This window comes from Nocardia sp. NPDC058114 (assembly GCF_042884695.1).
In the GTDB taxonomy this organism is placed as follows: Bacteria; Actinomycetota; Actinomycetes; order Mycobacteriales; family Mycobacteriaceae; genus Nocardia.
Map to the genome: position 1 here is coordinate 474,455 of NZ_JBHVTK010000006.1, position 25,028 is coordinate 499,482.

Annotated in this window: 32 protein-coding genes; 19 read left to right on the plus strand and 13 right to left on the minus strand. The window is 67.3% G+C overall.

Translation table 11 applies throughout. From position 1 onward, the window contains the following. The 5 genes from ACFVVI_RS24025 to ACFVVI_RS24045 are packed head-to-tail and all read left to right on the plus strand — an operon-like array spanning position 1 to position 4,265. The gene (locus ACFVVI_RS24025; protein WP_379314287.1) at positions 1-1,140 is read left to right on the plus strand and encodes an acyl-CoA dehydrogenase family protein; all 1,140 of its coding nucleotides are present in this window, start codon (positions 1-3) and stop codon (positions 1,138-1,140) included. Next, positions 1,137-2,207: an enoyl-CoA hydratase/isomerase family protein gene (locus ACFVVI_RS24030; protein WP_387446943.1), complete on the plus strand. Its 1,071-nt coding sequence runs from the start codon at positions 1,137-1,139 to the stop codon at positions 2,205-2,207. The genes ACFVVI_RS24025 and ACFVVI_RS24030 overlap by 4 nt, the downstream gene beginning before the upstream one ends. Further along, entirely contained in the window at positions 2,204-3,100 is an 897-nt protein-coding gene (gene mmsB / locus ACFVVI_RS24035; RefSeq protein WP_378989739.1) for a 3-hydroxyisobutyrate dehydrogenase, read from the plus strand. Before ACFVVI_RS24030 ends, mmsB begins: the two co-directional genes overlap by 4 nt. A 17-nt stretch (positions 3,101-3,117) precedes the next feature. After that, the gene (locus tag ACFVVI_RS24040; protein WP_387446945.1) at positions 3,118-3,771 is read left to right on the plus strand and encodes a TetR/AcrR family transcriptional regulator; all 654 of its coding nucleotides are present in this window, start codon (positions 3,118-3,120) and stop codon (positions 3,769-3,771) included. Further along, entirely contained in the window at positions 3,750-4,265 is a 516-nt protein-coding gene (locus ACFVVI_RS24045; protein WP_387446946.1) for an SRPBCC family protein, read from the plus strand. Before ACFVVI_RS24040 ends, ACFVVI_RS24045 begins: the two co-directional genes overlap by 22 nt. A gap of 18 nt (positions 4,266-4,283) precedes the next feature. Here ACFVVI_RS24045 and ACFVVI_RS24050 read toward each other — a convergent pair whose 3' ends face one another. Then, positions 4,284-4,925 (minus strand): LuxR C-terminal-related transcriptional regulator, encoded by a 642-nt coding sequence (locus ACFVVI_RS24050; RefSeq protein ID WP_387447028.1) that lies wholly within the window; start codon positions 4,923-4,925, stop codon positions 4,284-4,286. 23 nt (positions 4,926-4,948) lie between these two features. Then, on the minus strand, positions 4,949-6,346 hold the full coding sequence (locus ACFVVI_RS24055; protein WP_387446948.1) for a sensor histidine kinase: 1,398 nt from the start codon (positions 6,344-6,346) through the stop codon (positions 4,949-4,951). A gap of 169 nt (positions 6,347-6,515) precedes the next feature. Here ACFVVI_RS24055 and ACFVVI_RS24060 point away from each other — a divergent pair, with 169 nt between their 5' ends. After that, entirely contained in the window at positions 6,516-7,607 is a 1,092-nt protein-coding gene (locus ACFVVI_RS24060; protein ID WP_387446949.1) for an alpha/beta fold hydrolase, read from the plus strand. Here ACFVVI_RS24060 and ACFVVI_RS24065 read toward each other — a convergent pair. Continuing rightward, positions 7,604-8,377, minus strand: coding sequence for a phosphotransferase family protein (locus ACFVVI_RS24065; protein ID WP_387446951.1), 774 nt, complete (start codon positions 8,375-8,377; stop codon positions 7,604-7,606). The two genes, ACFVVI_RS24060 and ACFVVI_RS24065, sit on opposite strands and share 4 nt — an antisense overlap. 214 nt (positions 8,378-8,591) lie before the next feature. Here ACFVVI_RS24065 and ACFVVI_RS24070 point away from each other — a divergent pair, with 214 nt between their 5' ends. Together ACFVVI_RS24070 and ACFVVI_RS24075 are read left to right on the plus strand one after the other, a co-directional pair. Continuing rightward, entirely contained in the window at positions 8,592-8,948 is a 357-nt protein-coding gene (locus ACFVVI_RS24070) for a hypothetical protein (RefSeq protein WP_387446952.1), read from the plus strand. A 548-nt stretch (positions 8,949-9,496) separates the two neighbouring features. After that, entirely contained in the window at positions 9,497-10,036 is a 540-nt protein-coding gene (locus tag ACFVVI_RS24075; RefSeq protein ID WP_387446954.1) for a DUF6328 family protein, read from the plus strand. Between the two features lie 209 nt (positions 10,037-10,245). Here ACFVVI_RS24075 and ACFVVI_RS24080 read toward each other — a convergent pair whose 3' ends face one another. Continuing rightward, the gene (locus tag ACFVVI_RS24080) at positions 10,246-10,812 is read right to left on the minus strand and encodes a hemerythrin domain-containing protein (RefSeq protein WP_387446956.1); all 567 of its coding nucleotides are present in this window, start codon (positions 10,810-10,812) and stop codon (positions 10,246-10,248) included. A gap of 94 nt (positions 10,813-10,906) precedes the next feature. Further along, positions 10,907-11,227 carry a hypothetical protein gene (locus tag ACFVVI_RS24085; protein ID WP_387446957.1) on the minus strand — a complete coding sequence of 107 codons (321 nt, stop codon included), beginning with the start codon at positions 11,225-11,227 and terminating at the stop codon, positions 10,907-10,909. A 398-nt stretch (positions 11,228-11,625) separates the two neighbouring features. On the opposite strand from ACFVVI_RS24085, the gene ACFVVI_RS24090 reads away from it, so the two are divergent. The 3 genes from ACFVVI_RS24090 (at position 11,626) to ACFVVI_RS24100 (ending at position 12,602) form a co-directional block, all read left to right on the plus strand. Then, a complete protein-coding gene (locus tag ACFVVI_RS24090; RefSeq protein ID WP_387446958.1) occupies positions 11,626-11,901 on the plus strand; it encodes a hypothetical protein in 276 nt (91 codons plus the stop codon). Continuing rightward, on the plus strand, positions 11,898-12,281 hold the full coding sequence (locus ACFVVI_RS24095) for a DUF1304 domain-containing protein (RefSeq protein ID WP_387446959.1): 384 nt from the start codon (positions 11,898-11,900) through the stop codon (positions 12,279-12,281). Before ACFVVI_RS24090 ends, ACFVVI_RS24095 begins: the two co-directional genes overlap by 4 nt. A 120-nt stretch (positions 12,282-12,401) precedes the next feature. Continuing rightward, positions 12,402-12,602, plus strand: a complete 201-nt coding sequence (locus tag ACFVVI_RS24100; protein ID WP_378989752.1) for a hypothetical protein — start codon at positions 12,402-12,404, stop codon at positions 12,600-12,602. Between the two features lie 37 nt (positions 12,603-12,639). Here ACFVVI_RS24100 and ACFVVI_RS24105 read toward each other — a convergent pair whose 3' ends face one another. The 4 genes from ACFVVI_RS24105 to ACFVVI_RS24120 all read right to left on the minus strand — a co-directional run bounded on the left by ACFVVI_RS24105 (position 12,640) and on the right by ACFVVI_RS24120 (position 15,877). Next, positions 12,640-14,118, minus strand: a complete 1,479-nt coding sequence (locus ACFVVI_RS24105; protein ID WP_387446961.1) for an FAD-dependent oxidoreductase — start codon at positions 14,116-14,118, stop codon at positions 12,640-12,642. A 105-nt stretch (positions 14,119-14,223) separates the two neighbouring features. Continuing rightward, positions 14,224-14,778, minus strand: a complete 555-nt coding sequence (locus ACFVVI_RS24110) for a type 1 glutamine amidotransferase domain-containing protein (protein WP_387446962.1) — start codon at positions 14,776-14,778, stop codon at positions 14,224-14,226. Positions 14,779-14,824: 46 nt separating this feature from the next. Then, positions 14,825-15,292, minus strand: coding sequence for an SRPBCC family protein (locus ACFVVI_RS24115; RefSeq protein ID WP_387446963.1), 468 nt, complete (start codon positions 15,290-15,292; stop codon positions 14,825-14,827). A gap of 225 nt (positions 15,293-15,517) precedes the next feature. Beyond that, positions 15,518-15,877 (minus strand): Rv2640c family ArsR-like transcriptional regulator, encoded by a 360-nt coding sequence (locus ACFVVI_RS24120; protein ID WP_378989757.1) that lies wholly within the window; start codon positions 15,875-15,877, stop codon positions 15,518-15,520. A gap of 99 nt (positions 15,878-15,976) precedes the next feature. On the opposite strand from ACFVVI_RS24120, the gene ACFVVI_RS24125 reads away from it, so the two are divergent. The 5 genes from ACFVVI_RS24125 to ACFVVI_RS24145 all read left to right on the plus strand — a co-directional run bounded on the left by ACFVVI_RS24125 (position 15,977) and on the right by ACFVVI_RS24145 (position 19,144). Next, the gene (locus ACFVVI_RS24125) at positions 15,977-16,495 is read left to right on the plus strand and encodes an ArsI/CadI family heavy metal resistance metalloenzyme (RefSeq protein WP_378989758.1); all 519 of its coding nucleotides are present in this window, start codon (positions 15,977-15,979) and stop codon (positions 16,493-16,495) included. 73 nt (positions 16,496-16,568) lie between these two features. Next, positions 16,569-16,940 (plus strand): ArsR/SmtB family transcription factor, encoded by a 372-nt coding sequence (locus ACFVVI_RS24130; protein WP_378989760.1) that lies wholly within the window; start codon positions 16,569-16,571, stop codon positions 16,938-16,940. Further along, positions 16,937-18,025: an ACR3 family arsenite efflux transporter gene (gene arsB, locus ACFVVI_RS24135; protein WP_387446964.1), complete on the plus strand. Its 1,089-nt coding sequence runs from the start codon at positions 16,937-16,939 to the stop codon at positions 18,023-18,025. Before ACFVVI_RS24130 ends, arsB begins: the two co-directional genes overlap by 4 nt. Positions 18,026-18,037: 12 nt before the next feature. Next, complete coding sequence (locus ACFVVI_RS24140) at positions 18,038-18,451, plus strand: arsenate reductase ArsC (protein WP_387446966.1); 414 nt, start codon at positions 18,038-18,040, stop codon at positions 18,449-18,451. 75 nt (positions 18,452-18,526) lie between these two features. Then, the gene (locus tag ACFVVI_RS24145; RefSeq protein ID WP_378989763.1) at positions 18,527-19,144 is read left to right on the plus strand and encodes a hypothetical protein; all 618 of its coding nucleotides are present in this window, start codon (positions 18,527-18,529) and stop codon (positions 19,142-19,144) included. 4 nt (positions 19,145-19,148) lie between these two features. Here ACFVVI_RS24145 and ACFVVI_RS24150 read toward each other — a convergent pair whose 3' ends face one another. Continuing rightward, complete coding sequence (locus ACFVVI_RS24150; RefSeq protein ID WP_378989764.1) at positions 19,149-19,409, minus strand: hypothetical protein; 261 nt, start codon at positions 19,407-19,409, stop codon at positions 19,149-19,151. 258 nt (positions 19,410-19,667) lie between these two features. On the opposite strand from ACFVVI_RS24150, the gene ACFVVI_RS24155 reads away from it, so the two are divergent. Further along, complete coding sequence (locus ACFVVI_RS24155) at positions 19,668-20,750, plus strand: fatty acid desaturase family protein (protein WP_387446968.1); 1,083 nt, start codon at positions 19,668-19,670, stop codon at positions 20,748-20,750. Positions 20,751-20,796: 46 nt separating this feature from the next. Here the strand turns inward: ACFVVI_RS24155 and ACFVVI_RS24160 are convergent, their stop codons facing one another. Beyond that, positions 20,797-21,258, minus strand: coding sequence for a PaaI family thioesterase (locus ACFVVI_RS24160; RefSeq protein ID WP_378630826.1), 462 nt, complete (start codon positions 21,256-21,258; stop codon positions 20,797-20,799). Between the two features lie 89 nt (positions 21,259-21,347). On the opposite strand from ACFVVI_RS24160, the gene ACFVVI_RS24165 reads away from it, so the two are divergent. Beyond that, positions 21,348-21,914: a TetR/AcrR family transcriptional regulator gene (locus ACFVVI_RS24165; RefSeq protein WP_378989766.1), complete on the plus strand. Its 567-nt coding sequence runs from the start codon at positions 21,348-21,350 to the stop codon at positions 21,912-21,914. Between the two features lie 45 nt (positions 21,915-21,959). Here the strand turns inward: ACFVVI_RS24165 and ACFVVI_RS24170 are convergent, their stop codons facing one another. Both ACFVVI_RS24170 and ACFVVI_RS24175 read right to left on the minus strand, forming a co-directional pair. Next, a complete protein-coding gene (locus tag ACFVVI_RS24170; RefSeq protein ID WP_387446970.1) occupies positions 21,960-23,201 on the minus strand; it encodes a PE-PPE domain-containing protein in 1,242 nt (413 codons plus the stop codon). A gap of 175 nt (positions 23,202-23,376) precedes the next feature. Further along, complete coding sequence (locus tag ACFVVI_RS24175) at positions 23,377-24,072, minus strand: DUF2993 domain-containing protein (protein ID WP_387446972.1); 696 nt, start codon at positions 24,070-24,072, stop codon at positions 23,377-23,379. Positions 24,073-24,191: 119 nt separating this feature from the next. On the opposite strand from ACFVVI_RS24175, the gene ACFVVI_RS24180 reads away from it, so the two are divergent. Then, complete coding sequence (locus ACFVVI_RS24180) at positions 24,192-25,028, plus strand: alpha/beta fold hydrolase (RefSeq protein ID WP_387446974.1); 837 nt, start codon at positions 24,192-24,194, stop codon at positions 25,026-25,028.

Genomic DNA, 25,028 nt, shown 5'->3' on the forward strand with positions numbered 1-25,028 from the left:
ATGTTCACCCTCGATGCGGACGAGCGCGCGATCGGCGAGACCGCGCGCCAGTTCGCCGACGAGTTCCTGGCGCCCAACGCGCTGGATTGGGATGAGCGCAAACACTTCCCGGTCGACGTGCTGCACAAGGCGGGCCCGCTCGGCCTCGGCGGCATCTCGGTGCGCGCCGATGTCGGCGGCTCCGAACTGCGCAGGCTCGACGCGGTGCGGATCTTCGAACAGCTCTCGACCGGGTGCCCCTCGGTCGCGGCGTACATCTCCATCCACAACATGGCGACCTGGATGATCGATGCCTACGGCACCGAGCAGCAGCGCCACCGGTGGGTGCCGGGAATGGCCGCGCTGGAGCTGCTCGGCAGTTACGCGCTCACCGAACCGGGCGTCGGATCCGACGCGGCGGCCTTGAGTACCAAGGCCGTTCGCGACGGCGAGGACTACATCCTGTCCGGCGCCAAGCAATTCATCTCCGGCGCCGGCGCCAACGACGTGTACGTGATGATGGTGCGAACCGGCGGGGACGGCCCGCGCGGCATCTCGGCGCTGATCGTCCCGGCCGACACACCGGGTCTGACGGTGGGACCGAACGAACGGAAGATGGGCTGGAACGCGCAGCCGACCCGGCAGGTGATCCTCGACGGTGCCAGGGTGCCGGTCGCCAACCGGCTCGGTGAGGAGGGCGACGGCTTCTCGATCGCGATGAACGGCCTCAACGGTGGCAGGCTCAATATCGCCGCCTGCTCGATCGGCGGCGCGCAGGCCGCGCTCGACAAGACGGTCCGCTACCTCACCGAACGCCACGCCTTCGGAAAACCCTTGGTGCGCAACGAGGCACTACAGTTCGAGCTGGCCGACATGGCCACCGAACTGGAGGCGGCGCGGACGCTGCTGTGGCGGGCCGCCGCCGCGCTCGACGCGGACGCGGCGGACAAGGTATCGCTGTGCGCGATGGCGAAGCGATTCGCCACCGATACCGGGTTCGACGTGGCCAACAAGGCACTGCAATTGCACGGTGGCTACGGCTACCTGCACGAATACGGCCTGGAGAAGATCGTGCGCGACCTGCGGGTGCACCAGATCCTCGAGGGCACCAACGAAATCATGCGGGTGGTTGTCGCCCGCTCGCTGATCGGAGCAGCATGACCGACGAACCCGAGGTGCTGATCGCCGTCCGTGACGGTCTCGGCGTGATCACCCTGAACCGGCCCAAGGCCATCAACGCGCTCAATCACGCGATGACACTGGCCATCACCGACGCACTGCGCTCCTGGGCTCACGACGACGCGGTGCGCGCCGTCGTGGTCACCGGCGCGGGGGAGCGCGGGCTCTGCGCGGGCGGCGACATCGTGGCCATCCACGCCGACGCGAAAGGCGGTACGGCGGGCGCCGATTCGCCCACCGGGCGGTTCTGGCGCGACGAGTACCACCTCAACGCGCTGATCGGCAGCTATCCCAAGCCGTATGTGGTGCTCATGGACGGCATCGTGATGGGCGGCGGGGTCGGCCTGGCCGGACACGGCAGCCACCGCATCGTCACCGAACGGTCCAAGATCGGGATGCCCGAGGTCGGCATCGGATTCGTCCCCGATGTCGGTGGCACCTACCTGCTCTCGCGGGCACCGGGTGAGCTCGGCACGCACGTGGCGCTGACCACCGCGCGGATGTCCGCGGGCGACGCGATCGCGGCCGGATTCGCCGACTACTACGTGCCCTCCGACGCACTACCCGAGCTGCTCGACGCGCTGGGCACCGTCGGTGTCGACGCGGCGATCGCGAAGTTCGCCGAGTCCGCGCCGGCCTCGGACCTGCTCGCACAGCAGCGCTGGATCGACGCTTGCTACAGCGCGGACACCGTCGAGGAGATCGCGGCGCGGCTCCAGGCCGACGAAGCGCCCGAGGCCGTCGAGGCAGCCGCTGCTCTCCTCGCGAAATCCCCAGTTGCGCTGAAGGTCACGCTGCGGGCCTTGCGTGCCGCGCAGGACCTGCCGAGCCTCGAGGCGGTGCTGGACCAGGAATATCGGGTCTCGATCGCCTCACTGGGCTCGCACGACCTGGTCGAGGGCATCCGCGCCCAGGTGATCGACAAGGACCGCAATCCCCAGTGGCGGCCCGCGACCCTCGCCGAGGTGACCGACGAGCAGGTGGCGGCGTACTTCGCCGGTCTCGGTGCGGCGGAACTGGGTTCGACGACAGCGGAGGCACAGCGATGACGAAGACGATCGGTTTCCTCGGGCTCGGCCACATGGGCGGCCCGATGGCGGCGAATCTGGTGCGGGCGGGCTACGACGTGCTCGCCTACGACCCGGTGCCCGCCGCGCAGGAGCAGGCGCGCGCCGACGGCGCGACGGTGGTGGCCACCGCCGTCGAGGCCGCCGTCGACCGTGACGTGGTGATCACCATGCTGCCCAACGGCAAACTCGTCCTCGACGTCTACGCCGAGCTGCTGCCCGCCGCCACGCCGGGCACCCTGTTCCTCGACTGTTCCACCATCGACGTGGCCGACGCGAAAGCCGCTGCGGCCCAGGCTGTGACGGCCGGACATCGGCCGCTGGACGCACCGGTCTCCGGTGGGGTGGCCGGTGCCACCGCGGGCACCCTCACCTTCATGGTCGGCGGCACGGCCGCCGACTTCGCCGACGCCGGCGATGTGCTGGAGGTAATGGGCGGCAAGGTGGTGCACTGCGGTGATTCCGGCGTCGGTCAGGCCGCCAAGATCTGCAACAACATGCTGCTCGGGATCTCCATGATCGGCCTGTCAGAGGCACTGGTTCTCGGTGAGCGGCTCGGCCTGAGCCATCAGTCGTTCTTCGACGTGGTCTCCACCGCATCCGGCCAGAGCTGGGCACTGACCAGCTACTGCCCGGTGCCCGGCCCGGTCCCCACCAGCCCGGCCAACAACGACTACCAGCCCGGCTTCGCTACCGCGCTGATGTCGAAAGACCTCACCCTGGCCGCGAACGCGTTGCAGGCCAACGGGGTCGACGGCCGGCTCGGCGAACTCGCCGCCGCGATCTACGCGCGGTTCAACCAGACCGACGCCGGGCGCGACTTCTCCGCCATCGTCACCGACATCCGGGACCGGTCCGCGGAGGCCGACCGGTGACCGAGGCAGACAGCTAGGTGCGAACCGACACGTCACCGCTCGGTCTGCGGGGGCCCGCCGCGCGGGCCCGCCGCAGACAGGCGGTGTTGGTCGCCGCGCAAGACGTGTTCGTCGCGCACGGCTATCACGGCGCCCGGATGGAGGAGATCAGCGCGCGGTCCGGGATCAGCAAACCGGTGCTCTACGACCACTTCGCGGGCAAACTCGACCTGTATCTCGCTGTGCTGCAGCACAATCTGGATCGGATGGTCGACGGCGTCCGGGCCGCCGTCGCCCGCGACACCGACCCACGGCAGCGGGTGCGCCGGGCGGTGATGTCCTACTTCGATTTCGTCGAACACGACGTCGGCGGGTATGTGCTGGTGTTCGAATCGCCGGTGCCCAGCGAGCCGTCGGTCGAGTGGCGGGTGCGCACCGCGATGCGCGACTGCGCCGCCCTGGTGAGCGTGGAACTGCGCGCGGGCGGGGTGGACGAGGCCAGGGCCGAGATCCACGCCTGGGCGCTGGTGGGTATCAGCCGCCTCACGGCCGGCCACTGGCTCGAGGCAGGGCGGCCGATCTCCAAAAGCGACGCGGTCGACACCGCGGCCGCCCTGTGCTGGGACGGATTATCGACAGTCGATCGACAACAGGAAGAACAAGGACAGTCATGGCTCAGGCTTTCGCATTGACCGAATCCGACGACGCGTTCCTCGCGAGCGCGGCGAACCGCTACGTCCACGTCATCGACATTGCCGCGCCGCCCTCGGCGGTGTGGGCGGCCCTGGTCGCCGATGACGCGCTGGTGTCGTGGTCCGGGCTGGTCACCGGTATGCGGTGGACCACGCCGCGCCCGTTCGGCGTCGGCACCTGCCGCGTCGTCACCCTCGGGCGCATCGCCGCGCTGACCGAACGCTTCTACCGCTGGGACGACCAGTGGCGCATGACCTTTACCGTCGACTTCGCCTCGATCCCCGGCCTACGCCGCTTCGCCGAGGACATCGAGCTGACGCCGACCGCCACGGGAACCCGGCTGACGTGGACCTTCGCCGTGGAGGGCAAGCCCGCGCTGCAACTGCTGCTGCGCTCGACGAGCGCGGTGACCGAGCGGATCACCGGCTCCATCGCCAAGGGTATCGCCGGCAGTGTCGCCGCGACAGCGCCGAACAGCGGCCCTACCGTCTGACGGTGTGTCGTCTGCGGCTCATCCTTTGAGCCGCAGCACCGCCAGCACCCTGCGATGGCGGGTATCCGACGGTGGCAGATCGAGTTTGGTGAAGATATTGCCGATGTGCTTCTCGACGGCCCGCTCGGTGACGGTGAGCGAGGTGGCGATGGCGTTGTTGGTGAGCCCCTGCGCCATCAGCTCGAGCACCTCCCGCTCGCGCGGGGTGAGCCGGGCGAGCGAATCCTGTTGCCGGGACGCGCCCATCAGCTGACTCACCACTTCGGGATCGAGTGCGGTGCCGCCGGTGGCGACCCGGTGCAGCGCGTCGACGAAGTCACCGACGTCGGCGACACGATCCTTGAGCAGGTAGCCGACGCCGCTGGCGCCGGCGGCGAGAAGCTCTGTGGCGTACCGGGTTTCGATCCACTGCGAGAACACGAGCACGCCGGTATCCGGATACTTCCTGCGCAGCTCGATGGCGGCCAGCAGGCCCTCGTCGGTGAAGCTGGGCGGCATCCGCACATCCACCACCGCGACATCGGGCCGGTGGGTGCCGACGACCTCGCTCAGCGACGTCGCGTCGCCGACCATCGCCACCACCTCGTGACCGCGTTCGGTGAGCAGCCCGGCCAGCCCGTCGCGCAGGATCGCGCTGTCCTCGGCGATCACCACCCGCAACGGTCCGTGCGCACCACCCGCGGTCACTGCGGGCCCTCGTTCGGCAGGATCATGGTCACCACGGTAGGCCCACCGGCGGGACTGTCGACGGTGAGCGTGCCGTCGACAGCGAGAGCGCGGGCGGCGAGCCCGGCCAACCCGCTACCGGTGACGGTCTGCGTGCCGGGACGGGGCGCACCACCGATTCCGTTGTCCCGCACGGTGACCGCGATGGACCGCAGACTGTCGGGCAGCACCGACACCGCCACCCGGTTCGCGTGCGCGTGTTTGACCACATTGGTCAGTAGCTCGGCGACGGAGAAGTAGGCGATCGCCTCGATGGCCGGGCTCGGTCGCCGCAGGATCTGCACACGCAGGTCGACCGGCACCGCGCAGCGGGCAGTGAGCGTCTCCAGCGCCGGGCCGAGACCGAGTTCGAGCGCGGGTGGATGGATGCCGCGCACCAGTTCGCGCAGTTCGGTGAGCGCCTCCTTGGAGTTGGCGCGCGCCTCGGCGATGAGGTCACGGGCGTCGCCGCCCGCGGCCAGTCGTTCTTCGGCCCTGCCCAGCGCCATGGCGATGGTGACCAGCCGCGCCTGCGTGCCGTCGTGCAGGTCGCGCTCGACCCGGCTCAACGTGGCGGTCGCGTCGTCCACCGCGGCGCGCCTGCTGGCCCGCAATTGCGCCAGTTGCCGGTCGCGCGGTGTCGCCGCCAACAGGTGCACGATCAGCATCCGATGCACCCAGCAGATTGCCCGGATCAGCCACGGCAGCGCGAAGCACAGCAGGATGCCGATCCCGGCCATGGCGAGCGCCCGCGGCCAGGTATCGATGTAGAACGTTCCGAACTGCGCGAGACTGTGGTGTTCCACGCCGTTGTCGTCCACCTGCACCGGATCGAGCAGCGCCCACGGCACGGGGGAGATCGCCGTGAACCCGACCATCGCGATCGTCACGAGGACGACCCAGCCCACCGCGACACCGAGCACCGACTGCGCGAGCAGGAACAACACCGCCCGCCAGCTCGGCCGATCGGTGAACGCGCTCTTCAGGAAACCGAAAAAGCCGCTCGACCTGGTGAAATCCGGTGGTGATTCGACGTGGGCGCCGAGCAGCCCGCGCCCGAGGAACCGGTAGATCCGGCCCCACACCCGCCCGCCGAGCAGCACCCCCGCCAGCAACGGGATACCGATGAGCACGATCGACGCGTACAGCCCGCCGCCGAACCCGAAGAACAGATAGCACACAGCCGCACAGCCCAGAACGAACGACAGGACCAGATAGGCGAGCTCCTTCCACGTCCTGGCCTCGAACGGTGCGCGCAGGATCGCCCCCAGCGGGCCCGTCCGGCGCTGCGGTGTCTCCTGCGTGGCATCGAGCGCCACGGTGGGTTCGCCGGCGATGTCGACCACGAGTGTCTGCTCGGCTGGTGTCTCGGTCATGACTCCATGGTTGTCGTCGCGGGCCGGAAATACGATCGAGCTGTCCACCGAGTCGATGGTGTAGCGAGCTACACCATCGACTCGGTCGAGGGAGAACGACCGCTGGCCGGATTGTCCGCGTCCGTGTTTGAATGCGGCGCAACCACATTCGCGGGTGGAGGAGGGCGCTATGGGTCAGGATGTCGACTTTCCGGGGCTGGCGGAGGGGGTGAGGTCTCGTTTCGTCGACGACGTCAACGGGTTGCGTGTGCACGTTCTCGAAGCCGGCCACAGCCGTTCCGGTCGTCCGCTGGTGGTGCTGCTGCACGGTTTTCCCGAACTGGCGTACTCGTGGCGCAAGGTCTTGGCGCCGCTGGCCGACGCCGGATTTCATGTGGTCGCCCCTGATCAACGCGGCTACGGCCGAACGACGGGCAGCGATGTCACCGACCTGGCGTCCTTCCGAACCGACAACCTGGCCCGCGACGCGCTGAGCCTGGTTCGCGCACTCGGCTATGACCGGGCGCATCTGGTCGGGCACGACTTCGGCTCTGTTGTCGCGGGATGGGCCACGCTCGGCGGCGAACACGTCATCAGCTCGTTGACGATGATGAGCGCGCCGTTCGCGGGTGCGGGAATCCCCAAGTCCTCGACCGAACTCGACGACGCCCTGCGCGCGCTGTCACCACCGCGCAGGCACTACCAGCATTATTTCGCGGGAACCTCGAGCGCCGCAGACATTTACCATGCCCCGCAAGGGATCGCCGACTTTCTGCGCGCGTATTTCCATATGAAGAGCGCTGACTGGCCGGGCAATGCGGACGCCGGAGAACTCCCGGGACCGACCGCGGCCGATTTGGCACTCCTGCCGCGGTACTACGTCATGGACGCGGGCGTCGGCATGCCGGAAACAGTAGCGCCGCACTTACCTTCACCGCAGGAGCGGGCCGACTGTGCCTGGCTGACCGACGAAGAACTGAATTTCTACGCTCGAGAATTCGGTCGCACGGAATTCCAGGGCCCACTCAACTGGTACAGAGCTCTCACCCTGCCGCTCACAGAAACGCCGACCGTCCCACGTATCGAAGTGCCCACCCAATTCATTGCCGGCCGATGCGATTGGGGTATTTGGCAATCGCCGGGCGCGCTGCGCACCATGGCGGAAGACGTGTGCGCGCAGTTCACCGGTACCTATTTGGTACCCGATGCCGGGCACTGGGTCCAGCAGGAGCAGCCACTCGCCGTCATCGAACAGCTCGCGAGATTCCTCGACGAAAACTAAGCCGGACGGCGCTGACTCCCTCGTCGGTCTCGCATCGCCTGGGTTTTCAGCACATCGACCTCGCAGCCGGGCGAGTTCGGGTCGAAGCCGTGCTCGACCAGCCAGCGGACTCCCAGCAGGCTGCGCAACGACCACCACGCCCGGATCACGTCGAGGTCGACGTCGGTGCCGTACCCGGCGATCACCTCGTCGAGGTGTTCCTCGTGCCCGAGCGTCAGGGTGGCGAGGTCGTACATGGCATCGCCGCGGGCGGCCTCGGACCAGTCGATCACCCCGGTGACCTCGTCACCGGCGACGAACACGTGGGCGACTTGAAGATCGCCGTGGATGAACACCGGTGTCCACGGCCGCAATGCCGACTCGGCGATCCGGCGATTACGGGTGACCAGGTCGGGGGGAAGCACGCTGTTGGTGACGAGCCACTCGCATTCACCATCGAGTTCCGAGGTGAGTTCGTCGAGGCGGCGACCCGGTCGGGGTGGCAGCGGCGCGTCGTGCAACATCCGGACAGTGGCGCCTGCCGCGGACCACGCCGCCGCGGATGCGGTCGACGGTTCACCGAGGCGGCCGAGTGCGCGACCCGCGAGCGCGGCGAGTGCGAGGACGGGCGGCTCGCGCCACAGGATCTCCGGTGTCGGAATCGGTGCGGCTGCCATTGCTGCGACCTCGACGTCGGTGCGTGCCTGGTCGGTGTCGATCTTCAGGAACACCTCGCCCGCACGCACCGTCGCGCGCTCGTGATGGGCGACAACGACTTCGACTGCTTCCACGTCGGCCAGTATGGCCGGGATTTCGACGAACATCGCCGGGTTTTCGCGCAACGGGGTTCGTCGTATGCACGCGCGAATCCATCTCTGTTTCGGATGTTCCAGCGCGGGTAGCGCGGTAGGAGACCGCGCTCAGAGAGGGTGTCGTGATGCCGAGGACCATCGAATCCGGGTCGGCGAGGAGCTCGGAGTTGTCGACTGTCTCGCGGCACTGCTGATGGCCGACGACGTCGAAAAGCCGGGGGCCGACGACGGGCAATACCGGCGTGCCGTGCTCTACGTCGTCTGCGTGGTGGGTGTCGCGGCTCTTGTCTTCGCCGCCGTGAACGTGTGGGCGGCCAACCGGGGTGCGTGCGCGGACGCGCAGACGCACCTGTGTGACACCCTGTCCGAATCGGCCATCGTGATCGGCCCCTCGGCCGTTGTGCTGCTCGGCGGTATCGGCGCGTTCATCCAGACCTACCAGCGGTGGCGGGCGGGCAACTCGTGGCGGACATGGCAGGGCGCGGGCTGGTTTCTGTTCATTCTGATGACGGCCTATCTGGCTATCGGGGCCGCCACGATCACGGCATAGCTCTGTTCCTGATCCCGCCCATGATCTCGGTCCACCATGACTGCAACGGACTGGGTTCGGGCCAGTGGACGAATGGTGCTTCAGGTTCCGATTCGGGCACGGGATCAACGAAGTCGAGTGCGAGATGGTCGGAATAGCGCATGACAACTTCCTCGGTCTTTCTGGAACTGTGCTTTCGCCGACGCTGCGGGGACTGTGGCCGGTGATCCGGTAGGACTACTACACCCCGAGCGGGATTTCCTCGGCACCGGCAGGATTCGCGGTGTCGATTCGCGGTGTCCCGGCTGTTCCTGCGTTCTCACGAGCGGTTGGTAGTACCCATTTGAGCACGCGAGTATTCGTCTGTCAGGCGTTGTGACCGTCCTGTTGTAATAGCCCAAGGAGTGCGGATTCGACCGAGTATCCGACGTACTTTCTGTCGTGGAGGTGAATACTGGGGTGATCACTTCGGTGGAGGACGGCCGCGCGTTCTCGAGTCACCACCGCAAACTGCGTTCCAGGCTCGGCGATGGACCGTATTCGGGGCGCCGAGGCAGGAGGGTCTGGTGATGGATGACTCTTCCTGGAATCGGCGCGTTCGTGGCGAGACCGAGATCCAGCGGCTCGACCGGAACTGGGCAGCACTGCTGCAGGAATTGCGCGTGGTGCAGACCGGCGTTCAACTGCTCACCGGGTTTCTGATGGTGCTGCCGTTCCAGCCTCGATTCGAATCGTTGAGCACGCCGATGCGGGTGCTGTACCTGGTCGTTCTCACCGCCTCGATCTGCGCTACCGCGCTGCTGGTCGCCCCCGTGGCCGCGCATCGGCTGCTGTTTCGCCGGCATCAGCTCGCGTGGCTGGTCTCGGCGTCGAATCAACTCGCGCTCACCGGAGTGATACTGCTCGGCGTGGCACTTGTCGGAGTGGCGGTGCTGCTCTTCGATGTCGTGGCGGGCCCTGTCGCGGCGGCGGTAGCGGGGGTGGTGTTCGGTGCACTGTTCATCGGGACCTGGCTGGTTCGACCCTGGCTCGCACATCGCCGATCAGCGCAGGGCGCCTTCGACGACCAGCAGCTCGGTGTCGAACGGGCCGACCCACCCGAACACTGACTCCTCGGGCGCCGGAGTGGTTGGCGGTTGCCGGGGCCGTCGTGTGGGACAGCGCCCGAACGGGACGCGCTGACCCCGGCAACCGCCCGCCCGCCGGTCAGGAGGTCGGCCATCCTGTTCCCGGCGGCGGTCTGTGGTTCGATCTACAACCGCGCGATACCCGAGCGCATCAGGTCGAAACAGGGGCGCCGATTCCCCGGCGTCTCGAGTCAGTTCTGCTTCAGACTGCCCACGGCGAGCGATCCGTTCGCCAGGGGCTCCTGCTCCTCCACGGCGCGGACATAACTGTCGGGATCCTTGTCGACCGGCCGGACACCGGCGTAGTGGCGCGCCTCGTAGGCGGCGAACGTGACAGCCAGCCGGTGGCGTTGCAATACCGGGGCCAACCGGCGGAATTCGGTGAGGCCTTCGCGTTCTTCCTCTGCCATGTGGTCGCTGTTGGCGAGGTTGGCCGCCGCGACGGCGGCATACCAGTCATCGGTGCCCACGTGATGACGCGCGACGTCGGCCACCGCGTCTCTGATCTCGTTGTGATCGTGGATGGCATCGAGCGTCTCGTCCTCCACCGCGCTCGTGCGCCTGGCCGCGATCCCCGTCTCGAGCAACGCTGGGTAGAAGATCTCCTCCTCGGCCTGCGCGTGTAGCTCGAGGAAAGCCGCGAGTCTGTCCCAGATCGATGACAGCGCACCGGTATCGGTGCGATCGATCTGTTCCACGATCGCGAACAGCCGCCGCTGCTCGTGGTGGTCATCAAGGATCAGCTGGGTAATGTCCACGATTCCTCCCTGATTGTCAGGTCAGCATGGATAGTCGGGGCAGCTTGCTTCGTCGCCGGTAGCCGACGATAACGCACCGCCGCTGCCTTCCTGGTCAGCGCCGTTGTTGTCCCCGCGCGACGGTGCGCGGCGCGGGCCAGTCCAGCGGGATCCCCAGGATGGAGCCCACACCGCGGACCGCCGAGATCACCGCGCGCACCTCGTCGATCCCCTGTCCGAAGGCTTCGGTGCGATCGTCGATCCGGAAGGGGCAGAGAAAGGTGTGCGGTCGATCGGGGTCTTGGCGGGGTCGTCCGAGCGTGATCACCACCGGACCCCCGGTGGTGTGCACGGCCTTGGCCGCCAGCGGCGGACCGAACTCGCGGGCCTTCGCGGCGGATGCGGAGGTGCCGACTACCGGCAGGGGAGGATGCACGGGTACTCGCGAGTGGTCCGAGTCGTCAGGGCGGCCCGACGAGCTGACGAGCGTCGCGGCGTGCGAAATGTCAATCAACGCGGCATAGATGGCAGCCAACCTGTCCGGTCCGCGAGCTTCGCGAACGGGACTGCCGACAACGCGGTACGTGCACCGCCATCCCTGTGTCGCATGGTCTTGGCGAGGATCGCCGACCTGTACACGCAGTGCACGGTGCCCGGCCTTCACGGTGCTCGCGATGGCTATCTCGTCGAGTTCAGTCTTCACAGGTCCTCCAATGGTTGTGCGCAATCGCGACGGACTTCGCTGCGTGCAGACCCGCGGATGGGTGTTGCCGCCTATAGGCTGGATCGGTTCATCTCCGACGTACCACTTCCACGACGAGAAGGGGATACACGTTGTCGACTCACAGAATCGCGTCCGCCCTGGCGATCGGCGTCACCATCGCTTTCGTGGCGGCCGGAACAGCGGCCGCTGCGCCCCGATCACTTCCCCCGACGCAGTTGCACCACGATGAGAGCGGCCAGATCGGCAAACGCGCAGCCGAAGCCATCGGCGACAGCGACGAAGGCGGTAAGCCGGACGGCGACGCCGGCGGTAAGGGGAAGGGCAAGGGGAAAGGTAAGGGCCAAGGCAAAGGCAAAGCCGGAAGCCCGGGCGAGGCGGATCGATGACCGCGATCGGGTTGATCTTCACCGGAGTCGCTGTGCTGCTGCACGGCTACATCTTCGTGATGGAGTCACTGCAGTGGACGTCGGCGCGGACGCGAGCGACTTTCGGAATATCCGCCACGGAGGCCGAGGCCACCAAGGAAATGGCCTTCAACCAGGGGTTCTACAACCTCTTCCTGGCCGTCGTGGCGGCGATCGGCATGGGGTTCACCGCGTTCGGGGACAAGGGAATCGGGCTCGCGCTCGTGCTGGCCGGGGCCGGTTCGATGGTGGCTGCCGGCGTGGTGCTGCTCGCATCCTCGCCGGACAAGGCGCGTCCGGCCCTGATCCAGCTGGTACCACCACTGATCGGTTGTGCCGCCTTGGTGATCGCCCGGCTGTGAGCGCGTCATCCACGGCCCGACATCGGCGCGGCTGTTTGGGACGCGGATTTCGAGGTAACACGACGATGCGGCCGTAGGCCGCGCGAGCAGGTCATCACATCGTCGGAGGAGGAGAAGTTCATGGATCCCCTGGACATCATCGCTCAGTGGCGTCGCGACATCGAGCTCGCCGATAGCGGTGGCGAGGAAGCCGCGATCCAGCGGTTGCGTGGCGAGTGGTCCGTGTCGGCAGGCCTCGACCCGCAGGACGCACTGACCCTGACTCCCGAGAGCGACGAGTTCGGTCGGCGTACCGGAACCACCGACGACGATCGGACCTGATCGGCTCGGCGTAGCCGGTCGGCAGCGCGCGGGACGATCAGTGGGGAAGCGGTGCGGTCGCTGGGCCCTCCAGCACCGCGCCGTCCGGTGCGAAACGGGACCCGTGCAGCGGACAGTCCCAGGTCTTCTCCGCGTCGTTCCAGTTGAGAATGCCTCGCAGGTGTGTGCAGACCGCCGACACCGTGTGGGTCGCACCGGCGACGGTGCACAGCGCGGTCGGGTGCAGGCCGCGACGCTCCACCCTGCCCTCTCCCTCGGGCGGCGTCGTTCCCGCGTCGGTGCCGAGCAGGTGCAGCCATCCGGTCGACAGGTGCCGTGCCACTGCGGTATTGGCCTGCACGCCCGCGACCAGGGACTTCACCGCACCGGAACGCCAGCCGTCGTAGGCTCGCGACCACGCGGGCTGCCGCTCGGTCAGCCTGCCGGCCAACACCAGTGCGGCGGCGACGCCGTTGGTCATGCCCCACTTGGCGAAACCGGTCGCGCACTGCACCTCGACGGCACCGAGCTGCACCGCGCCGACATAGGGCAGTTCGGAGATCGGGTGGTAGTCCTGCGCGGACCAACGGGCGATGAGCCGCGCGCCGGGGAACCATTGATTCGTCCAGTCCAGCAAGTCCCGGACATGATCGGCCTCGGAATCGACGCGGCCGACGTCGTGGCCGCTACCACCGACCAGCAGGACGTCGTCGGCCTCGGTGGGGCACCAGCGCAGCGAACGGATCGGCCGGCCTGCGCTGATGAACATCTCTTGCGGAATCGGTCCGGGAACCTGGAACGCGGCCAGGTAGGACCGCTGGGCCGTGAGTTGTGCCGCGAGGCCGAGCCGGTCGAACACCGGTGATCCGGTCGCCACGATCGCGTTCGCCGCCGAGACCTCGCCCTGGTCGGTGCCGATCACCACGCGACCTTCGCGTCGGCGAAGTCGCCGTGCGCGCGTCGATTCGAAGATCCAGCCGCCGCTCGCCTCGATGTCGGCCGCGAGCGCGGTGAGAACCGCGACCGGATCGACCTGCGCTTGCTCCCTGAGCCGGACACCGCCGTGCGTGGGGAAAGGGACGTCGAACTCGTCGATCAGCTGGGTGGGCAGTCCTACCGCTCGGGTGGCCTCGTACTCGGCGCGGACCGCCGCGAACTCGCCGGCATTCTGTGCGTAGGTGGCCGCGGGAACGCGCTGAGTCGCGATCTGGTGGTCGATACAGAAGTCGAGCAACCAGTCGAAGCCCGCCTGATTCGCGGCCAGATACGTCGACAGAGCGTCGGTGCCGTGCCGGCGGGCGATCGTCTGCGCGCGGGTTCCCTGCAGCAGGGAGATCTTCGCGGTGGACGCGCCGGTTGTCACGGCGCCGATCTGGCGTGCCTCGAGGACGGCGACCTGGCGGCCCTGCTCGGCCAGGAGCAAGGCGGTGGTCAGTCCGACGATCCCGGCACCGATCACCACCGTGTCGACCTCGATGTCACCGGCGAGCGGAAGCCGGGCCGGCGTCGGCGTACCTGCGAACCACAACGATGTCATGCGGGCCGCATACCCCGATACGCCGAACGAAACGACGCAATTCGACAGCGATACCAGCGCCAGGCAACCGCCGCGAAGCGGAAGTGCCGCTTACCCGGGCCGAGTTCAGTGTCTGCCCTCGGCGAATTCCTCGACGATCTTGGCGCAGAAGGCGGGCAGGTCGGCGGGATTTCGGCTCGACACCAAGCCGTTGTCGGTGACGGCTTCCTGGTCGACCACGGTGCCGCCGGCGTTACGGATGTCGGTGCGCACGCTGGGGTAGGAGGTGAGGGTACGGCCGCGGACGGCGTCGGCCTCGACGAGGATCCACGGTCCGTGGCAGATGACGCCGATCGGTTTGCCGGTGGCGGCGAACTCCTTGACGAAGGCGACCGCCGCGGGGTCCTGGCGGAGCTTGTCAGGGTTGGTGGTGCCCCCGGGGAGCAGGAGCGCGTCGAAGTCGTCGACGGCTGCTTCGGCGACGCGTCGGTCCACCGGGAAGGTGTCGCCCTTCTCGACGTCGTGGTTCATGGCCTGGATGGCGCCGTTGGTCAAGGAGAGCAATGCGGTGGTGGCGCCCGCGTTTTCGACGGCGTCGCGTGGCTGGACGAGTTCGACCTGTTCGACTCCGTCGGTGGCCAGGATGGCGACGTGCTTTCCGGTCAGTGGTTGCTGAGGCACCGTGCACTCCTTCGGATCAATGGGGTTGCGTTCGTGGGCATGGCCGTCACTCGTCCCGGCCCTCGGCTCTCGCATCCGGGTATCCGCCCTCGGCGAGGTCGGCGAGCCGCGACAACGATTCGCGATTACGTGGCACGAGCGGCAGCGCCTGGACCGCGTGCGGCAACAACCGGCTCGGTCCGCGAACGGCGCGTTCGGTCATCACGGCCTCACACGACGTGGGGTCGATGGCGCGTAGCTCCACCCGGACTACCGCGGCGCCGATCGGCCAGAGCCTGGCGTCGAGTTCGATGCTGTGCGGCGAATCGATGGCGCGGACCGACGTCGTGTCCTGGACGGTGCACGGCCACGGTCCGACACTGTGATGAATGCGAGCTCCCACCTCCGGCCATGTGTCGTCCACGTCGCGGATGTGGGAGGCGCCGACGACCCAACTCGCATAGGACCATCCATCGGCGAGCACCGCGAACACCTCTTCCACCGGGGCATGGATCGTGCGCGTCACCTGGACCATGTCGTGGATCGCCTCCTCGGCCGCGTTGTTCTCGCTCGGTCACATCGACGCGTACCTGCTCTTGCCTGCACGCTCGAACGGAAAGCGTCAGCTCGTAGTCGGCGGAGGTGCGCGATACCGGGCTATACCCGGTTATCGGCCACCCACACCGGAGCTGATCCACCGGCCGTGGTGATCGTCAACCGTCCAGCCGGACGTGCCCGTGGCGGTGCGCTGCGCGGCGAACTAGGTGCAGCAGTTCGGATCCAGGACCGTGCACAGCGCGGACAGTGCGTCGCGGCGGGCACGGTGAATCGTGTTCATCCCGCGCCGCTCGGACTCCACCAGGCCGGCCTTGCGTAACTGGCCGAGATGATGCGAGACCGTGGACTCGCTCAGGCCGACCGCGGCGGCGAGATCGCCGCCGTTCTCCTCGCCGAGCGGGCTGGTCAGCAGCAGCGACAGCAATTTGACCCTGGCCGGGTCGGCGATCGCCTTGAGTCGCAACGCCACCTCCAGCGCGGCGGCGTCATCGACGGGCCCCGCCGCGACAGGGGCGCAGCAGACGGGGGTGGACATGTCGATCACGGGGAGTGCCTTGGGCATGAAATCGACCCTACCCGCGGTATTGACATATGTCGAAAAGGTGAGCAGACTCGGCACCACAAGTTCTTCGATATATGTCACACAAGTGGAGGTTCGATCATGTCTCGTATCCAGCTGGCCCTCAACGTCGACGACCTCGACACCGCCGTGCGGTTCTACTCGACCCTGTTCGGCACCGAACCTGCCAAGCGCAAGCCCGGCTACGCCAACTTCGCGATCGCCGAGCCCCCGCTCAAGCTCGTACTGATCGAGAACGCGGGTCAGGGCGGGTCGATCAACCACCTCGGCGTCGAGGTCGACACCTCCGAGCAGGTGCGCGGCGAGATCGCCCGGCTCTCCGCCGCTGGCCTGTTCACCGAGGAGCAGATCGCGACCACCTGTTGCTTCGCCACCCAGGACAAGGTGTGGGTGACCGGGCCGGGCGCTGAGCGGTGGGAGGTCTACACGGTGCTGGCCGACAGCGAAACCTTCGGCACCGCGCCCGAACTCGGCCTTACCGACGCCGAAGCGGTCGACGTCTGCTGTGGAACCGCCGCCGAGGCCGAAGCTGACGGTGCCTGCTGCGGAACCGAGGCCAAAACGAAGGCCGTGGCCTCCGGGGCGAGCTGCTGCGGCTGACCCGATCCGAGAGCGAGCGAGTTCACTCGACGTTCGCTTGCTTTCTTGATTCGATATCGATCAATATCGACATATGTCGAATCAAGACTTGCCGCTGAGTGTGGCCTCACCCTCGTGTGAGGCCACACCTCGCACCCGCCCACCGATGAGCGGCGAGACCGCCGCCGAACTGGCCGTGCTGTTCAAGGCGCTCGCCGACCCGGTCCGGCTGCGGCTGCTCTCGGCGATCGCGTCCCGAGCAGGCGGTGAGGCCTGTGTGTGCGACCTGTCGACCGGTATCGACGTCACCCAGCCGACCATCTCCCACCACCTGAAGGTGCTGCGCGAGGCCGGATTGCTCACCAGCGAACGCCGTGCGTCCTGGGTGTACTACCGGGTCGTCCCGCACGCGCTGGCGCGGCTGTCGGACGTGCTCGCGACCGAGGCCGGAGCGGTGACCGCGTGAGCACCACCACCGACCACCCGGCCGTCGTGGGAAAACTCTCGACGCTGGACCGGTTCCTACCGGTCTGGATCGGCGTCGCGATGGCTGCCGGACTGCTACTCGGACACATGATTCCCGGTCTGGGCGACACGCTGAGCGCCGTGGAGATCGACGGCATCTCGTTGCCGATCGCGATCGGGCTGTTGATCATGATGTATCCGGTGCTGGCGAAGGTCCGCTACGACCGCCTCGACGCCGTCACCGGCGACCGCAAACTCCTGATCAGCTCGCTGGTGCTGAACTGGATCCTGGGCCCAGCGCTGATGTTCGCCCTGGCCTGGCTGTTCCTGCCCGACCTGCCCGAATACCGCACCGGCTTGATCATCGTCGGCCTGGCCCGCTGCATCGCCATGGTCATCATCTGGAACGACCTCGCCTGCGGTGATCGCGAAGCCGCCGCCGTCCTCGTCGCGCTGAACTCGGTCTTCCAGGTCTTCATGTTCGCCGTGCTCGGCTGGTTCTACCTCGCGGTCCTACCCGGCTGGCTCGGCCTGGAACAAACCACCATCGACGCCTCCCCATGGCAGATCGCGAAATCGGTGCTGATCTTCCTGGGAATCCCGCTACTGGCCGGGTTCCTCACCCGCCGTCTCGGCGAACGAGGCAAGGGCCGCGACTGGTACGAGTCGACATTCCTGCCCAAGATCGGGCCCTGGGCGCTCTATGGGCTGCTGTTCACCATCGTGATCCTGTTCGCTCTGCAGGGCGACCAGATCACCTCCCATCCACTCGACGTCGTCCGCATCGCGATCCCCCTGCTGGCCTACTTCGCGATCATGTGGGGCGGCGGCTATGCCATGGGCGCGGCTCTCGGCCTCGGCTATGAACGCACCACCACCCTCGCCTTCACCGCCGCGGGCAACAACTTCGAACTGGCCATCGCCGTCGCGATCGCCACCTACGGCGTCACCTCCGGCCAGGCGCTCGCCGGGGTTGTCGGTCCGCTGATCGAGGTCCCTGTCCTGGTCGGCTTGGTCTATGTCTCCCTGGCCTTGCGCAAACGGTTCGAGCCCACCACCCACACTTCGCCGGCCTCGGCCGGCTGAAAGGCACCACCCATGACTACCAAGCCCAGCGTGTTGTTCGTCTGCGTGCACAACGCGGGTCGCTCCCAGATGGCCGCCGGATTCCTCGCCCATCTCGCCGGTGACGCGATCGAGGTCCGGTCGGCGGGTAGCGCGCCCGCCGACACGATCAATCCGTCCGCGGTCGCCGCGATGGCCGAACTCGGCATCGATATCGCCGACCGGACCCCGAAGATCCTGACCTCCGACGCGGTGGAAACCTCCGACGTCGTGATCACCATGGGCTGCGGCGACACCTGCCCTTGGTACCCCGGCGTGAGCTACCGGGATTGGGTCCTGGACGACCCCGCGGGCAAGGGCGTCGATGCGGTCCGCCCGATTCGCGACGAGATCAAGTCCCGCGTGCAAGCCCTGATCGGGGAGTTGTTGCCACAGACCATGCGGTGATTTCGGCGCCGGTGCGTATTCGGTCCCGGTCGGGGTAAGCGCTTCGTACTTCTGTTCTCGATGATCGGAGGCGTCATGGTGGATCACGACGAGAAAGTGTCGACCGGGACCGTCGGGCGATTGCGTATTCCGCGTAGCCGGGGCGCGCTGGGCGGGCTCGCGGTGCTGCTCCTCGGCATCTGGGGCGCACTCATCCCGTTCGTCGGGCCGTACTTCGATTTCGCGTACACCCCCGACGAGCCGTGGGTCTGGACCTCGGCCCGCGGCTGGCTGCAGGTCCTGCCGGGCGTTGTCGCGATCGTCGGTGGACTGCTCATGCTGATGAGCAGGAACCGGGTGGTCGCGAGTTTCGGTGGCTGGCTGTCGGTCGCGGCAGGCGCGTGGTTCGTGATCGGGCCGTTCCTGGCCGATCTGCTGCGTCTCGGGGACATCGGCGAACCGGTCGCCACCTCGGATCTGAAGCGCGCGCTGCTGCAGCTGACGTTCTTCTACGGACTCGGCGCGCTGATCCTGTTCTTCGCCGCGAGCTCGCTGGGCCGGCTATCGGTGCTCAGCACCAGAGACATCGCGTTCGCTGAACGCGCGCGCAGTGTCGAGCAGCGTCGTGTGATCGAGAAAGAGGGACCCGCCACCGGCGGTTACGCCGCGCCTCGACAGCCTTACCCCGCCGATGTGCGGCATCGGCCGGTCTGACGGGCTAGGCCGTTTTGACGGTGACCATCGTGTCGGCGCTCGGGAAGTCGAGCACGCGCAGGCGTCCGGTGACCAGGTCGACGGTGTCGGCGACCACCCGGCCCGCGCGGCGGGCGTCGTCGGCGAAGCTGGTGCTGACCACCCGGTAGCTGCGCTTGGCGGTGAGCACGATGTCGCCCGCCCGTAGCGACCCGGCCGCGGTCGGGGGCTCGGTCGGGACCGTCGCCTGTGCCGGTTTCCGTATGAGCTCGATCAATTTCAGCAAGCTGTTCTCCACCCTGTGAACGTCCGCCAGGACGCCCCGTTCGCCGGATTCGCGAACGGTGTCGAGCTTTCTTTACCCGCAAGCGTCACGGTTGAACCCTCGAATCCGCGCCGTCCGCTCGGGCGGCGCGGATGCGTCCGTGGGTCACCGTTCGGTCGCGTCGGCCCGTGGGCGCGTCGGGAATATCACCCCGCAGTCCGATTCGATGTCATACCAAGGGATTACGGCCGACGAGAATTCGGTCGATAGCTTCGGGAGATGACGACACCTGCTCTGGTTCCCGAGTCACCTCCACGGTCGCCGCGGCGCCGCGCCGACGGCGATTACGCCCGCCTGTTGCGCAGAATCTCCGACGCGGGGCTGCTGCGCCGCCGCCCTGTCTACTACGCGATGCGGCTGAGTCTCGTCGGGACCGCGTTCGTGGGCGGCTGGGCGGCGTTCGTCCTCGTCGGCGACTCGTGGTGGACCCTGCTGGTCGCGGCGTTCATGGCCGTGACGTTCGCGCAGGTCGCGCTGGTGATGCACGATGTCGCCCACCGGCAAGTGTTTCGGCTGCGTCAGCCCACCGAGTTCGTGGGAAGGATCGCGGGCAACGCCGGCATCGGCCTCGGCTACGGCTGGTGGCAGGACAAGCACACCCGCCATCACGCCAATCCGAACCACGAGGAACTCGACCCCGATGTCGCACCCGACATCCTGGTCTGGTCACAACAGCAGGCACGTTCCAGCCGCGGTCTGCCGCGTCTCATCGGACGGGCGCAGGCGTTCCTGTTCTTCCCCCTGCTGTTGCTGGAGGGCCTCAACCTGCACCTGGCCGGTGTGCGGGCGCTAAAGAATCGTTCGGTCAAACATCGCGGCTGGGAGGGCGCGCTGCTGTTGGGTCACTTCGCCCTCTACCTGACCGCACTGTTCGCGGTCCTGCCCGCCGACAAAGCTCTCGTGTTCCTCGCCGTCCACCAGGGCCTGTTCGGCCTGTACATGGGCTGCATCTTCGCCCCCAACCACAAGGGCATGCCGACCTTGACCGGTGACGACCGCCCCGACTACCTCCGTCGACAGGTGCTGACCTCCCGCAATGTGCGCGGCGGTGTGGTGACCGACCTCGCCCTCGGCGGGCTCAACTATCAGATCGAACACCATCTGTTCCCGAGCATGCCGACGCCGAACCTGCGTCATGCCCAGGTGATCGTCCGCGACTACTGCGCCGAAATCGGCGTGCCGTACCACGAGACCGGCCTGATCGCCTCGTACCGCGAGGCGCTGACCCACCTGCACCACGTCGGCGCGCCCCTTCGTGCCCCCGAGCCCCCGGATGCCGACGTGCTCCGCCGCGATCGCTGAATCCGGCCCCGGTCACGCTGGTGATCGGGGTTCGCCCCGGCTGAGGTCAGCGATGAATGATGCAGGTGGTGGTGGCGTGGGCGACGAGTTTGCCTGCCTCGTCGAACACCTTGCCTTCGGCTGTGGCCGTGGTGCGGCCGACATGCAACGTCGTGCCGGTGCCGATGAGGCGGCGCCCGTCGGTCGGGACAGATCGGATGTAGTTGACCTTCAGCTCCAGCGTGCCGTATCCGACCCCGGCATCCAGTGCGGAATGAACCGCGCAACCCATCACCGAGTCCAGCAGGGTCGCGCAGATACCGCCGTGGGTGGTGCCGAGTGGGTTGGCGAAATCGGGCCGCGTGACGAGGCTGAACGACACCCGCCCGAACTCGAGTTCCTCGACCGTCATGCCGAGCAGCGTGCCGATTCCGGCTCGATCGGGCATCGCGGTCGCCGCGCGCAGCAGTTCGAGTCCGCTCATGGTGGCGAAATCCGGGGTTTCGGGGTTGTGCGTAGCGGTAGTCATCGTGCCCTCTCTGTGGATAGACCAATCGTTCTATCGTCGACGACGATACCGTAGGATGAACTGATCGGTCTATTGCGGAAGGGTTGCCGATGAACACAGTGGCGGGGCCACGAGAACGCCTCATCCGCAGCGCGATAATCATGATGCGGGAACACGGAGTCGCCGCGACCGGGCTGACCGAGCTCCTCGCCCACAGCAAGACCGCCCGCGGCTCGATATACCTGCACTTTCCCGGCGGCAAGAACGAACTCATGGAGCAGGCGACCCTGCATGCCGGGCAGCAGATCAGTGCGACGATCGACGCGCTGGTCGCTGCATCATCGTCACCGGCGCAGGTCGTTCTCGGACTGGTGGAACTCTGGAAGCGGGTACTCGACACGTCGTCGTTCACCGCAGGCTGCCCGATCGTGGCCGCCGCGCAGAGCGGCGCCGACTCGCCGGCCGTGCAAGCGGCGTCGGCCACTGTTTTCGCCGACTGGACCCGCCGACTGGCCGATTTGCTGATCTCGACGGGCATGGACTCCGCCGCGGCAGCGTCGGTCGGTAGCGTCATCGTCAGCACGATCCAAGGCGCGATCATTCGAGGTCGCAGCGAGAAATCTCTTCAGCCGCTCGACGACGCGGGGATCAACCTCGTCAAACTTCTCGAACTCTGAAAGTTCGCCGCACACCCGATCGGCGTCGACCTGAGACCGGTGGCGCTAGCCCGTCGGTGTGAAGAGAGCGCGGACGAGAGGCGTCGCAGGGTTCGGAGGTAGCAGATCCTCGGCATTGGCCAGTACCGATTCCAGCGGCAGCGTTCGGTCGGCGTGGTGTGCCGGGTTCTCCATCACCGCGTCGGCGTCGGCGATGCCCTGCTCGATGGCGAGCCGAAGATCGGCCGGCAGCTGAGCGGTCTTCTCCGGGTTCACCGGCTGGTCGAACCGCAGTGGCGTAGGCGTCGAGTAGTCCGCGCGGTCGTATCCCGTTTCGATCAGTACCCGCAGTGCGGGCTCCATCAGGGCGGCCGCGGGTTCTGTCACCGCCGAGTGGTCGGTGTGTTTCCCGAGTGCACGCAGCGGATACAGCAGCGGCAGCGTTCCCTGCGGGTTGGGCAGCGAAATGTAGGTCGTATCGCCGTGGTGCTGGCAGTTCCCGGGATGCGCGGCGCAGTTCTGTTGCGCGATGTAGTCGGAGCGGTCCGGGTATCCGTAGACGGCCGCGCCCGCCTTGGGTTGGCTGCCCGCGCCGTTGCCCTTGGGTTGCAGATACGACGGATGGATCAGGACAGTGCCCAGCACGGCATTCGCGTCGGCGAGCACATTGAGTGGATACGCCGGAAAGTCCGAGATGCCGTCGTACTGCATCGCGATATCCGTTGTCCGGATGCCGGTATCGGTGGGGGTGGGTGGGCCGAAGCTGATGTCGGCGATCGGGAGCCGACCGAAACGCACCGGCCGTTCGATGATCCCCCCGTTGGGCCGGTTCGGATTCGCGATGAGTACGAACGACAGGCGGTCCTTGTCCGTCTGCGACAGCTCGGCCGAGGCAGCCTTCTCCGCGCTGGCCACCGTCGCGCCCTGTGAGTATCCGAAGATGACAACGGCGCCGCCCGGATTCGAATCCATGACTCGCGTCGCGATCGCGTCGAGGTTCGCCACACCGTCGGCGACCGAAGTGTCCCACTTCGCCGACGACGCGTCCGGGCCTTTCGACGAGATGAGCGGCCACAGCGCCGCGTCGTACGGGACGGGAACGAAGGCGACGCCGGGGCACTCGTTGTCGGTGCAGCCGCGAGCGCCGGGATCGATGAAGTTCTGGTACGCGTTGCTTTCGAAGTTGTGCGCCACCGCGGGGTCGCTGGTCCCGGTTCCCGGAACGATCAGCGCCGTCGTCGCCAAAGCCACCGTGCCGAAAGCCTGTGCCTTGATCCAACTCACGCCCAGCGCCGTCAGCACTGCCACAGACGCGCCGTCGCGGATCATCGACCGCCGTCGACGGTGACCACCGAATCCGGTCGCGACGGGCGGTGTATCGGTAACTCGCGCTCTCGACGCCTGCATCATTGACTATCCCTTCGATGGGAGGAAGTGCGAGGTCAGGGCAATTCTGGCGGACCGTGCTACCGGGCAAGGAGTGTTACGGAAGATCGTCGAAACGCACGTCGTGGGCTACGGCGGTCGCGTGTAGACCGTCGGCGCCCGGTTGGATGGCGGTCAGGCGGGCACCGAGCGGCAGTGCTTGCAGCGGCACGACGAAGGTCAGCGATTGGCGCAGCAATGCCAGGGAGATCGTCGGTCCGCCTGCCGCCGCCTGGACCGACACCGGGGTGACCTCGATGCCCGCCTCGGTCGGTGCGACGGTGACGAAAACCGTCGCGGGCACCGAGATCCCCGCCACCGAGAACGACCCGGTGGCGCGCAGCCCTTGCGGACTGTCGGCGATCGACTCCACGCCCGCCGGCGCGAAACCCAGCACGACGTCGTAGGGGACCACCGCGGTCGCGGTCGCCGTAGCCGCGACAAGTTCGGACGTGCGGTTGTTGATCAGGTCGCCCAGCGGTGCGGAGACGTCGGTCAGCGCGACGTCGAGATCGTGGACGGAAATGTTGTGCCCACTCCAGTCGCCGATCCTGATGTCGATGTCGGAATAGGTACCGGCGACGGCCTGGGTCAGGAACGGAAACCCGGCGATCTCGACATCCGGTCGCTCCGCAAGGTTGTACTCGGCGGCAACCTGGCGTCCGATCTCGTTCTGCGCCACCACAACTGCGACCCGATCGCCCACAACCAGCCCGATCGCCAGCACAACGATCAGGATCAGCAGGGCACGCATACATTCACCATCTCGGCCATCCCCCCATCATGCTGTGGATCGCGACCGAATGCTGCCCTCGACCCGCCAGACATTCCTCTACCGTGGGTGGTTGCCGCGTTCACCGAAGGAGAGCCGAGTTGCTGAGCCCGTGGGATGGCCGACCGACATTCGTGTTCGTGCACGGCGCGCACGGCAACGCCGGATACTGGACACCTCTCCTGCGTGAACTCGGACTGTGTGGACACAGAGCGATCGCCGTCGACCTACCGGGCCACGGCGCCGACGCCTACTTCCCGATGTCCTACCAGGCCCCGCAGGACCTCGCCGCATTCACGGAACTGCCGGCGCCGACGGCTGCGGTGACACTGCAGGACAACGTTTCTCACGTCGAAACCATCGTTCGCAGAGCCGGGGTGTTCGGGCCGGTCGTGCTCGTGGGGACCAGCGGTGGAGGCGCCACGATCAGCGCTGTCGGCAACGCGATTCCCGAGGCGCTCGCCCGCGTCGTCTACATCTCCGCCTGGTGCTGCGTCGAACTCCCCAGCGTGGCCGCCTATCTGGCAACCCTCGGCCACCACGACGTCGCGACCGTGCCGGTCAACTGGCGTACGGCTGACCCGGACACACTGACGGCGCTCAAGGACGGTCTGATGGCCGACGCCACGGACGAGCAATTCCGCGCCTGCCTGAACCTGCTGGAACCGGCGGATTCCCCCTCTGTACTGACCGCCGATTCGCGCGTGCACGCCAGCACCTGGGGAACGATCCCACGCACCTACATCCGGCTGTCCAGGGACCGGGCGATCCCACCCGAAATGCAGGACAAGATGATCGCCGAAGCCGACGCCCTCACACCCGGCAATCCTTTCGACGTCCACACGGTCGACACCAGCCACATGGGGATTCGCCTGCACCCCACCGAGATAGCGGACATCCTCGACCGCCTCACGAGTTCGGATGACCGTGCCGGCTGA